This window comes from Paenibacillus brevis (assembly GCF_018919145.1).
Taxonomy (GTDB): Bacteria; Bacillota; Bacilli; order Paenibacillales; family Paenibacillaceae; genus Fontibacillus; species Fontibacillus brevis.
Window position 1 is genome coordinate 21,768 of record NZ_JAHLQJ010000033.1, and the last position, 9,977, is coordinate 31,744.

Consider the following 9,977-nt stretch of genomic DNA (forward strand, 5'->3'; position numbering starts at 1 on the left):
TCTGATGTCAACAAAGTACGTTAGTCATTTCTCTTGATTCCAGCGAATGGGAGTTCGAATAGAATATCTATCAGCTTCTATTCCACGCGTGAAGCTCACGGATAAATAATTGAAGGGTATTGGTGATATATGTATCCTTCCGATGGATGAAGACAGTTGTTACTTCATTAAACGGCTCAGGAACAGGATAACCCTTGAGCTTGCCCTCCCGAAGTAACGAGCTGACTGATGATTTCGGAACAATCGTCATCCCGATTCCCGCTGCCACACTTCCGATAATCGTGTCAAAGGTGCCGAATTGCATGATCTTTTGCGGCACGACGCCCTCCTCCTTCAGCCAGCCTTCCAGCCTTTCCCGATACCTGCAGCCCTTGTTGAACAGCAAAAGCGGGATCTTCGCCGCATCCTCAATCGCAAATGATGGGTTTTTCGTGGCAATGATTAATTCCTCGCGGAAGACCTCACAGGAATCGATCAAAGGATGTTTGACCGGCCCTGTAACAAAGGCGCCATCCAGCTTAAAGTCCACTACTTCCTGGCACAGATTTTCACTGACTCCGACTTGGAGATCCATGTTTACATTAGGATGCTTGTCAATAAACGAGGATAATATTCCTGGCAGGCTAATCATCGTCTCAACAATTCCTAAATGCAGGATTCCCAATGGAGCATGCTGATTCAGAAATTCCCGCTTGATCTCATCGCAACGCTTCAGAATCTCTTCTGCATATTCGAGCAGCCGCTTCCCTTCGGAGTTCAGAATCATTCCCCGCTTGTGCCTAAAGAATAACTCTGTATGGAGTTCAGCCTCCAGCTGTTTAATTCTTGCGGTTACATTGGACTGCACATAGTTTAACTGAACTGCTGCTTGGCTTACGCTGCCTAGCTCAGCAACCGTTTTGAAAATTCGCAGATCTTTGATATCCATGGCTCTATCCCCATATCCTTAGTAAATTATCTATCATTTTAAATGATACATAAGTTCATTTCCAATCATTTTACTGCCATCCTTCTTATCCCTTATGATAAGGCCAGTTAATTCATTTGATTGGAGATACAGCCATGAATAGCAGAAGGATAGGATTGGGAACACTGCTTTGTCTGATTGCCAGTATGTCATGGGGAGCGATGTTCCCGGTGGCGCACCTGGCCTTGCAGTCCATTGATCCGCTCTATTTTTCGTTTTTACGTTACTTCTTCGTCACCCTGCTGCTTGTCCCCCTTCTTTTCATCAAAGAAGGGAAGTCGGCTTTTCGTATGGAGGGTAAGGGGAAGCAGCTTCTCTTCTATGGAACGATGGGCTTTACCTTGTATAACTTTATGATCTTCTCCGGTCAGCAGTTGATGGGTGAAGCAGGTACGATTATTGCTTCAATTATGGAAGCCTTAATGCCGATGATCTCTATCGTCCTAATCTGGGTGAGTACGAGAAAATCACCTTCGGCCGCAATCTGGATCAGCATTCTTACCGCCTTTGCCGGTGCGATGCTCGTCATTACAAATGGGAGTCTATCCTTCTTTTCCATGATCCAGGATCACTTCTTTCCAGTAATGCTGATTTTCCTCGGTGCGGTGGGATGGGTACTGTATTCAATGGGAGGAAGCAGCTTTCCGCGCTGGTCGGTCTTGAGGTATTCCACAATAACCTGTTTACTGGGAACGGTCGTCTCCTTTGTGGTGGTTGCCGCGGCCTCTCTGTTTCAATGGCTCCCCGTCCCGCAATGGGAGGATGTCGTCTCGATTAAATATCATCTATTGTTTATGGTTCTATTCCCCGGCTTAACTGCCTTGCTCAGCTGGAATGCCGGCATGAAATGGCTGTCACCGGCCAACGGGATTTTATTCATCTGCCTGGTCCCGGTTACTACTTTCGTGCTCATGGCTGTTCAGGGGTATGAGATTAGCTTGAATGAGTTCTATGGTACGCTGCTCGTTGTATTTGCATTGATCCAGAATAATTTCTATCAACGGAAAGCGCAGAAGTTACATAATTAAAGCTGGCTCATTTGCTATCTCAGTACACGTGTCCTGACATGAACGAAGCGGGTCAAGTTGCGCTTATGTTCAATGGCGGAATACGAAAAAGGCCCGTTTCGCACGGGCGGCTATGATGATGAAAGTTGTTGAACTATATTTAAGATTTGGCAGGCTCATAGTGAACATGCACCTCCAGCACCTCGGAGGATTTTTTCAGCTCATTCTCCACGTTGGTGGCTACATTATGAGCCTCATGGAATTCCAGATCTCCCTTGACCGAAAGCACGACATCCACTACCGCATTACTGCCGTAATTCCGTGCTCTGATCTCCTTGACCTCCTCCACGCCCTGAACCTGGCTCACCGTCTCCTTGAAGGCTTCGATCGCACCTTCATCGAACCCGTCAGATAAATGATGCGAGGCATCCCGGAAAATATCCCACGCCGTTTTGCAAATGATTATCCCTACGATGATCGCCGTAACCGGATCGAGCCATGGAATACCAAATTGGGATCCGACAATTCCGATCACGGCACCGACACTAACCAGGGCGTCCGAGAAATTATCCTTAGCAGCAGCCATGACGGCTTGACTTTTGATCGTATCGGCCAGCTTCTTATTGTAACGATAGACGAAGTACATCACCACCGCACAGAACAGCCCTGTCCATACAGAGATCAGGTCTGGAGATTCATGTTTGCCTTCGAAGACAGAGAATATCGCATTGAACAGAACCTGCAGGCCGACGGCCATCATAATGAAGGAAGCGATTAATGAAGCGATCGTCTCGGACTTCCAGTGGCCATACGGATGATCTTGATCCGCGGGACGCTGGGCAAACTTCAGGCCAATCAGAACAGCGATAGAGGCTATAATATCTGTCGCATTATTCAAACCATCCGCCCGAAGCGCTTCTGAGCCGGACAGGTTTCCGATAAATAATTTCAGAGCCGAAAGACAAATATAAGCAACAATGCTTACAATAGCTCCCCGCTCCCCCATCTTCAACTTTTCATACCGCTGCTGCTGTTCCATTCTCGCTTCTCCCTCCGCTCGACATTGCATGTTCCATACTATCAGACACAATTTGAGTGGGTCTAGAGAAACGTTTTTTTACTAGGGACGAAATATGTCACTGGTCAAAGAAGGTTGCATTAGGTCAAAATAATAGAACTGTTTGGCTGGCCTTGTTGTTAAGCAATCGGCGTTCCGTCCGGCAATGCCATATCCGGCTTCAATAGAATCACGTCGCCCTGTTCCGGTACTCCCCCAAGCACTAATACCTCCGACTTGAACCCTGCGATCCGTCTTGGAGGAAAATTAACAACGCAAACTACTTGCTTGCCGATGATCTCCTCTGCTTGGTAGCGTCTCGTAATTTGCGCACTGGAAGCTTTCAATCCGATGTCGGGACCCAGATCAATCTCAAGCTTGATCGCCGGTACCCTAGCCTCTGCAAAAAACTCCGCTTTTCTAATCGTTCCCACACGTATATCAAGCTTCAAGAAATCCTCAATGGTTGCCATCTCTCGTTCTCCTTTTTCTCTGATTTGTTATTGGACCAAAAATAAATTCCTACGCCGATCAGCGTCATCATCCCGACTATGAACTGTGTGACTAAAATGCCTTCTCCTATAAACAAATAGGCAAGCAGGATGGCAAGTACTGGCTCGCCAATGATGCCAACGGAAACGGTAGTAGCTCCAAGCAATTCCAGCAAAATATTGGAAATATACTGTCCGAAAATCGTCGGAATGATTACTTGGCAGAATATCGGATACAACGAAGCTGTAAACTGCTGAAAGAGACAGAATATCCGATACTGAAATCGCGGGGAGCGTTGGATTTAACCATGTAAATCATTTTATCCAGTCGTTTAAGAGATACCGTCATATAACGCCCAAGGAATTTCGCAGGCAGAGAAATGAGCAGATATGACAAAACAGCAGGGATCATGAAGATCTCCTGCTGTTTCCTTTTACTTGTTGGCCAAAATGGTGGAGATGGCATGCTTATAAATCAAGCTCTGCTTCCCGGCAGAAGTACGAACCAATACGACAAACCTATCGTACGCTTCGATGACTCCTTTCACAGGAACACCATTCGTTGTAATAATCGTACATTCAAGCTGCTTTTTTCTCAGGTCATAGAGCTGACTCTCCTGCCCGAGCTCGTTTTTCTTTTCACTCTCGTTATTCGTCATGTTATCCCTCTCTCTCTCTAAAGGATTTTGTACGACCTATTTTAATGGGCTGCCGCTTTGTTTAGTATAGCACAAGACGGTTCAGGAATAGAAAAATTCGCTTTTGAACCTTCAAGGTTTCCTTACCCGTCTCATATACCATCTTTCGTTAAAGCCGCTCTTCTTATCGAAGAATCCCGCCTTTTTGCGCTTGAATACGGTGAATCCAAGCCGTTCATACAGCCGGAATGCGCTCACGTTTGTATCCACGACCTCCAACAGGAACTCTTTATACTCTAAGTGCTCGAACAAATATTGTATCAGCGCGGTGGCTACACCCTGCCCTCTTGCTTTCTCCGAAGTTGTGACAGACTCAATGTAGCATTGTTCGGGATTCAGATTAATGGGTTTTTCCAGTTCCTTTTTCAAAAAATAATGAACCAAACTTCCTTTCCAAAAACCGAATTCCTGCTGAAATATACTTTTATTAAAGGCATGAGAACGTCCTTTTCTGCTCGAGACAGCCAGCAATCCTAACACATTCCCGTCCTGCAGGGCTACATAATAATGCTCTTTTATAAAAGAATGCTTGAAAGCGTCGGCACAAGGCTGCAGGCCCACCTTCATCAGATCAGCTGCCTGCTTAAAGAAGCCCTCAACGAACAACTGTACAGTCTGATTCAGCATACGGCCATCAAGCTCGGCCAAACTCGAGATCGTAAAGTGATTCACTCGATTCATGTACGGCACCCCCCCTTCCTTCAAGTGGAACAACTGTCGTAAAATTCATCTTAATTATATAATAGCTCGTTGAACCGCCGCCCACACCCGCCTGAAGAATGAACTCACTTGATACCCGGGACGGATTTGATGGTAGCGCCTATCCTGGACCATAGTCGAGACCCATTACCTCCCATGGTCTGTGTTGTATTCCGAACCAATTTGTTACAATATGACAAAGTCTTTCGGAGGAGCGATGCTTATGAATTACGAACAAAAAGTACTGAGAGATATTACCGAGTGGGAGCTTAGGATGTTTAAACCGCCCGGATGGCTGGAAAAAACGTCGAAAACGATCGGCAGCCAGATCAATCAATGGCTTCCTCCGAAGGTGCATGAAGTAATTACGACAACCATTCGCACGATTGTGCGTACGGCCCTGTTCGGGGCCGAATATACGCCCGGGCGTCCGGTGCGGTTCACTCCTGAGCTGGAGGGGGCTGACGAAGAGGCGAAAGAACTGTTCGCCCTGTATCAGAAAATCGCAGTAGCCGAAGGTGCCGGCACGGGAGCGGGCGGAATCATGCTAAGCATGGTAGACTTTCCGGCGCTAATTGCGATCAAGATGAAATATCTATTCGAGCTGGCTCATGTCTATGGCTATGATACGAAGCATTTCTCGGAGCGGGTATTTATTCTCAAGGTGTTTCAAATGACCTTCTCAGGGACGGAAAACCGCGCAAGGCTGCTGGATTCCATCAAGCACTGGCATATTGAAAAGGAGCAATGGCTCTCCGACGCCGAATATGCTCATCAAATGGACTGGGAGACCTTCCAGCTCGAATACCGCGATGCCATCGACTTTAAGAAGATACTGCAAATGGTGCCGGGAATCGGTGCGGTTGCCGGTGCATGGGCGAATTATACCATCCTGGAGGAGCTGCGCGAATTCGCCATGAACGCTTATCGGATTCGGAGACTGCATGATGACTTCGCGTTATGGGACTAACCTTCCACGGGTTTCTCCAATATATAATCTCTTTGCTCCTCTTCACCCATATAGAAGGAATGAGCTCCGGTTTGTGCGAATCCCCATTTTTGATAGAACGCAATGGCCCGCTTATTCTTCTCCCACACGCCCAGCCAGAGCTTTTCCTTCTTCTCTTCTTTGGCAATGTCTATGGCCAGCTGGATCAGCGTTTTGCCGAAGCCTAGTCCCTGAAAACCCGTACGGACGTAAATTCGTTCAATCTCCAGCGATGCAGGACCCGTATTTTCAGATTGGGCTTCCTCTCTATTCACCTTTAAATACCCTGCCGCCTCTTCTCCTGCATAGACAAAATAGAATGTGGAATGGGCCTGGGCCAATTCACGAGCAAGCTGATCGCGGTTGAATGCTCGATTCATGTAGGCGGTCATATTTTCAGGCGTGTTTTGATGCTTGAATGTATCGTTAAAGGTTTCAATGCTAATGGCTTGAAGCAAGCTTAGATCATCCATCGTACAGGTTCTTATGGTTGTATTCATCGTTCCGTCTCCTTTTGATTGTTAATGCCATTAATATTGTCGTTTATGTCCCTTCTTCACAAAGGTCCAGTCCTTTTCGACATTCTCCCGGACCCGCCGAAGTAATTGCAGCAGGGTGTTCTCTCTTGAGGACGGGATACACTTGATCCCCCTTTTCAGTTGTAAATAATCTCTTTATTTTTTTATTCGTTTCATCATCTTTTTTTTGAATAAATCCCTGGGCTTCAAGCTTTTGGATTGCGCGCGCAGCGGTTGTCCGGTCCACCATGATCATCTCTGCGAGCTTCTCCTGAATGATGCCGGGATGCTCATAAACCCGGACAAGGTATAAATATTGCCCCTTGGTAAGGTCCATCTCCTTGAACTCTATATTGCTTATAGAGTCTAACGCTCTTGCAATCATTCCTACCTCGCGAAGGATTTCCTTCATGTCATCCCCTGCCCAATCTTTTTGTTGTATTTACAACAATAATAATAACCGATATACTTGACTAAAACTAGAGGAAAGTGTGAGCGAACCTATGAACAGCATCCAAAGAATATCCCGGCAGGAGGAACTGGAAATTGCCTTGGCCATCAGAATAGCCGTCTTTGTCACCGAGCAAGGCGTGCGGCATCGGCAAGCAATTAGTACTGGCCCTGGAAGAGATCGCCTTGGAAAAGGGATGCCGGAAGGTGAAGCTGCACGGCCAGTCGCAGGCACAGGCTTTTTACAGCAAGCTTGGCTACCAGAATTCCTCGGATGAATTTATCGAGGACGGGATTCCTCATTTGCTCATGATAAAAGAGCTGGCCGCAATCAAATAAAAAGCAACAGCGGTAAGCTTCCTTAGAAACTGCCGCTGTTGCTTCATTCACTGCCTTTAGATGATGACACTTATCTGGAGACTTCCTCATATAAACCGGCAGGCAAAGTCTCTACGAACGGTGACCAATCACTAGTCGTATAGAGGTAGAGCCGGTGCATCGCCCGTGTGCACGCCGTATAAAGCAGCTTTCGTACGTTCTCCTGGGCATAGGCCTGCGATGAAGCATCGTATACCAGGACAGCATCAAATTCCACGCCCTTGGCCAGATACACCGGAATCACCATGACGCCTTTTTCAAAGATAGGTGTCTCCTTCGTAACATGCCTAAGACCTTCGGCTCCATAACTCCGCAAAGCTTCATAGGCTTCCCTGCTCTCTGCTGCAGTCTTCGTAATGACGGCAATCGAATCAAAGCCCTCGGCCTTAAGCGATGCAATGTCGGCCCGAATCTGACGCTCCCGTTCTTCCTTACGGTGAACCTTCGCCAGAACGGGCTTGAATCCGTGCCGTTCAAACGGCATAATTTCATCTCCGCCCGGCAGCATAGCTCTTGTAAACTCCACGATCTCCTTTGTAGAACGGTAGCTGCGAACCAGGCGAATGAGCTCGGTATCCGCTTCGCCGAACAGCGAGATCAGCGGCGAGTCCTTTGCATCCAGGATGGTCGATTGCATGAAGATAGCCTGCCCAAAGTCCCCTAACACCGTCATGCGAGCGCGCGGGAATAGCTTCTTCAGATATTCATATTGAAACGGAGAATAATCCTGGCCCTCATCCACGAACACATGGCGGATTTCCGTGTTCGTCCGCACGCCTTCGATCAACTCCTTGACATACAGATACGGAGTTGCATCCTCGTACAGCAGCAAGTTCTGCTCCAGCGCCTGTTTGGATTGCCGGCATATATCATCCCAAAGCGGAGGAACGGCACCGCTGTTCGTTCGCTTCAGATACGCCGCTTCGTCAACGAATAATTGATCGTAAATCCCCTTGAAATCAATGAAGTCCAGCTTCTTTACTATTTTCCTTAACGGCATGAAGTAACCCTTCACAACCTGGACACGAAGCAGCTCTTCCTCCTTCTGGGCGAAGTCAAAGTCGCCTTCATCTTCCCTCCGCTTTTTGCTCAGCTTTTCGTAGACCGTAGCATACTGCTCCGCCAGATCGAGCACCTCCCGATCCTTATGCAGCATACCGAAGACCTCGGCGTACTGCTCCTTATCGAGATAATTCAGCTCATCCTCAACCCAAGAGGCTTCCCGCTCCCGACGTTCCAACGCAGAAAGCTCCTTCAGCAGCCATTCCTGCAACAGGATCATCCGGTTACGAAGCGGCAAGCTGCGGTCATAGCTGTAAAACTGCGATCGGATTTGCTCTCCCGTCAGCATTTCACGATCCTGAAGCTGGATCCCGTGGAACTGCATCCCCTCATGTCCCAGCCACTCGCCATAATGAACCAGCGCCTTCAGGAAATCCTCGGATGCCTTATAGCGGATTCCTTGAACACGCGCTTCATATCCTTCTTCGCTTTGCCCTGTCAGCACATATTCCATCTGGTCAAAGGGGTCCTCAGCCCTCAAAGAAGAGCCTAGCCAGTAATCGAGATATTCCTGAAAGGTCGCCTGCTGCATATTCTCCTCTCCCAGCTCCGGAAGAACGGTGGAAATGTAGCTGGAAAACATCGGATTGGGCGAAAAAAGCACAATCTGATCCGCCTTGATGGTCTGACGGTGCTTATACAGCAAATAAGCCACCCGCTGCAATGCCGCCGACGTCTTGCCGCTTCCGGCAGAGCCTTGCACGATGAGCATCCGGCTCTTTTCGTTGCGGATAATGGCATTCTGCTCCTTCTGGATCGTTGCGACAATGGTCTTCATTTGCGAATCTGCGCCTTTGCCGAGTACTTGCTGCAACAGCTCATCCCCAATCGTTTCACTCGCGTCGAACAGATTGCGGATTTGCCCATTCTGAATCTGGAACTGCCGTTTTAACTCCATCGTTCCTTCAATAACTCCGCCTGGCGTCGTATAAGCAGCCCGCCCAGGAGCGTGATCATAGTACAGGCTCGCAATAGGCGTGCGCCAGTCATAGATCAGAAAGCTCAGCCCATCTTCTTCTATAAAGGAGGATACACCGATATAAATTTGCTCCGCGAAGCCAAGCCCGTCTTCGTTAAAATCAATCCGCCCAAAATAAGGGGACGGAAGCAGACGCTTCATATTCCTGCACTGCTGCAGCAGTAATCTGTGTCCCCGTTCCCGCTCAGCCAATAACGCAGACTGTTGATTAATCGTATGGAAGGTCTCCTCGAAATCTTCATCCGTACTTGTATTAATCGTAACTTCTTCCCAGAACCGCTTGCGAATATCTGCCGCCTGATCGCCAAGCCCGGCAACCTCCGGCTCCAATTTGGCGATTCTCTTGCGCAGCTTGTCTCTGACCTCATCCAGCCGCTTCTGTTCCAGCCGCCACTCCTTGGATTCCATAATTAACCAGCACTCTCCTCTTCCGTATTTTGGGTAAGAAAGTGTGTTGACAAACGGAAATGTTTGATGTATTATTATAGTAGGGATAAAAATAAATACATTTTCACCTCAATTGTCAACACGCTATTGATTTTATCATAGCGTAATTTTTCGTTCAACTTATTTTTTTTCATCACAGCACATGCACTCAGCCGTAAAGTTAAAGAGGCTGTCCCAAAAGTCATAAACAATGATGACTAAGGGTAAGCCTCCTTTTAAAAAAATGTAAAACAAAA

Annotated in this window: 11 protein-coding genes and 2 pseudogenes; 4 read left to right on the forward strand and 9 right to left on the reverse strand. The window is 47.6% G+C overall.

All coding sequences use genetic code 11. The annotated features are described in order from the left end of the window. Positions 1-70: 70 nt before the first annotated feature. Positions 71-928 (reverse strand): LysR family transcriptional regulator, encoded by an 858-nt coding sequence (locus tag KQJ23_RS22775; protein ID WP_216481191.1) that lies wholly within the window; start codon positions 926-928, stop codon positions 71-73. Positions 929-1,062: 134 nt separating this feature from the next. On the opposite strand from KQJ23_RS22775, the gene KQJ23_RS22780 reads away from it, so the two are divergent. Further along, positions 1,063-1,995, forward strand: a complete 933-nt coding sequence (locus KQJ23_RS22780) for a DMT family transporter (RefSeq protein ID WP_216481192.1) — start codon at positions 1,063-1,065, stop codon at positions 1,993-1,995. Positions 1,996-2,134: 139 nt separating this feature from the next. On the opposite strand, the gene KQJ23_RS22785 is transcribed toward KQJ23_RS22780, so the two are convergent. From KQJ23_RS22785 to KQJ23_RS23870, 3 genes are all read right to left on the reverse strand, one after another. Beyond that, complete coding sequence (locus KQJ23_RS22785; RefSeq protein WP_216481193.1) at positions 2,135-3,013, reverse strand: cation diffusion facilitator family transporter; 879 nt, start codon at positions 3,011-3,013, stop codon at positions 2,135-2,137. 158 nt (positions 3,014-3,171) lie between these two features. Continuing rightward, the gene (csaA, locus tag KQJ23_RS22790; RefSeq protein WP_216481194.1) at positions 3,172-3,504 is read right to left on the reverse strand and encodes a chaperone CsaA; all 333 of its coding nucleotides are present in this window, start codon (positions 3,502-3,504) and stop codon (positions 3,172-3,174) included. After that, positions 3,480-3,761, reverse strand: a complete 282-nt coding sequence (locus KQJ23_RS23870; RefSeq protein ID WP_249530003.1) for a DMT family transporter — start codon at positions 3,759-3,761, stop codon at positions 3,480-3,482. Before KQJ23_RS23870 ends, csaA begins: the two co-directional genes overlap by 25 nt. 44 nt (positions 3,762-3,805) lie before the next feature. On the opposite strand from KQJ23_RS23870, the gene KQJ23_RS24220 reads away from it, so the two are divergent. Continuing rightward, a complete protein-coding gene (locus KQJ23_RS24220) occupies positions 3,806-3,916 on the forward strand; it encodes a helix-turn-helix domain-containing protein (protein ID WP_430522328.1) in 111 nt (36 codons plus the stop codon). 40 nt (positions 3,917-3,956) lie between these two features. Here KQJ23_RS24220 and hfq read toward each other — a convergent pair whose 3' ends face one another. Together hfq and KQJ23_RS22805 are read right to left on the reverse strand one after the other, a co-directional pair. Further along, positions 3,957-4,181, reverse strand: coding sequence for an RNA chaperone Hfq (gene hfq / locus KQJ23_RS22800; RefSeq protein WP_216481195.1), 225 nt, complete (start codon positions 4,179-4,181; stop codon positions 3,957-3,959). A gap of 111 nt (positions 4,182-4,292) precedes the next feature. Further along, positions 4,293-4,901: a GNAT family N-acetyltransferase gene (locus KQJ23_RS22805; protein ID WP_216481196.1), complete on the reverse strand. Its 609-nt coding sequence runs from the start codon at positions 4,899-4,901 to the stop codon at positions 4,293-4,295. Between the two features lie 241 nt (positions 4,902-5,142). On the opposite strand from KQJ23_RS22805, the gene KQJ23_RS22810 reads away from it, so the two are divergent. Next, complete coding sequence (locus tag KQJ23_RS22810) at positions 5,143-5,889, forward strand: EcsC family protein (protein WP_216481197.1); 747 nt, start codon at positions 5,143-5,145, stop codon at positions 5,887-5,889. Here the strand turns inward: KQJ23_RS22810 and paiA are convergent. Both paiA and KQJ23_RS22820 read right to left on the reverse strand, forming a co-directional pair. Then, complete coding sequence (gene paiA, locus KQJ23_RS22815) at positions 5,886-6,407, reverse strand: spermidine/spermine N(1)-acetyltransferase (RefSeq protein ID WP_216481198.1); 522 nt, start codon at positions 6,405-6,407, stop codon at positions 5,886-5,888. The genes KQJ23_RS22810 and paiA overlap by 4 nt on opposite strands. A gap of 30 nt (positions 6,408-6,437) precedes the next feature. Then, positions 6,438-6,837, reverse strand: a pseudogene (locus tag KQJ23_RS22820) (MarR family winged helix-turn-helix transcriptional regulator). 182 nt (positions 6,838-7,019) lie between these two features. On the opposite strand from KQJ23_RS22820, the pseudogene KQJ23_RS22825 reads away from it, so the two are divergent. Further along, positions 7,020-7,214: pseudogene (locus KQJ23_RS22825) on the forward strand (GNAT family N-acetyltransferase); the annotation flags it as partial. 70 nt (positions 7,215-7,284) lie between these two features. Here KQJ23_RS22825 and helD read toward each other — a convergent pair. After that, positions 7,285-9,702, reverse strand: a complete 2,418-nt coding sequence (helD, locus tag KQJ23_RS22830; protein WP_216481200.1) for an RNA polymerase recycling motor HelD — start codon at positions 9,700-9,702, stop codon at positions 7,285-7,287. Between the last annotated feature and the right edge of the window lie 275 nt (positions 9,703-9,977).

Excerpts from the sequence above, each read along its gene's own strand:
- KQJ23_RS22775 (WP_216481191.1), bottom strand. The coding sequence starts at position 928 with ATGGATATCAAAGATCTGCGAATTTTCAAAACGGTTGCTGAGCTAGGC.
- KQJ23_RS22780 (WP_216481192.1), top strand. The coding sequence starts at position 1,063 with ATGAATAGCAGAAGGATAGGATTGGGAACACTGCTTTGTCTGATTGCC.
- KQJ23_RS22785 (WP_216481193.1), bottom strand. The coding sequence starts at position 3,013 with ATGGAACAGCAGCAGCGGTATGAAAAGTTGAAGATGGGGGAGCGGGGA.
- csaA (WP_216481194.1), bottom strand. The coding sequence starts at position 3,504 with ATGGCAACCATTGAGGATTTCTTGAAGCTTGATATACGTGTGGGAACG.
- hfq (WP_216481195.1), bottom strand. The coding sequence starts at position 4,181 with ATGACGAATAACGAGAGTGAAAAGAAAAACGAGCTCGGGCAGGAGAGT.
- KQJ23_RS22805 (WP_216481196.1), bottom strand. The coding sequence starts at position 4,901 with ATGAATCGAGTGAATCACTTTACGATCTCGAGTTTGGCCGAGCTTGAT.
- KQJ23_RS22810 (WP_216481197.1), top strand. The coding sequence starts at position 5,143 with ATGAATTACGAACAAAAAGTACTGAGAGATATTACCGAGTGGGAGCTT.
- paiA (WP_216481198.1), bottom strand. The coding sequence starts at position 6,407 with ATGAATACAACCATAAGAACCTGTACGATGGATGATCTAAGCTTGCTT.
- helD (WP_216481200.1), bottom strand. The coding sequence starts at position 9,702 with ATGGAATCCAAGGAGTGGCGGCTGGAACAGAAGCGGCTGGATGAGGTC.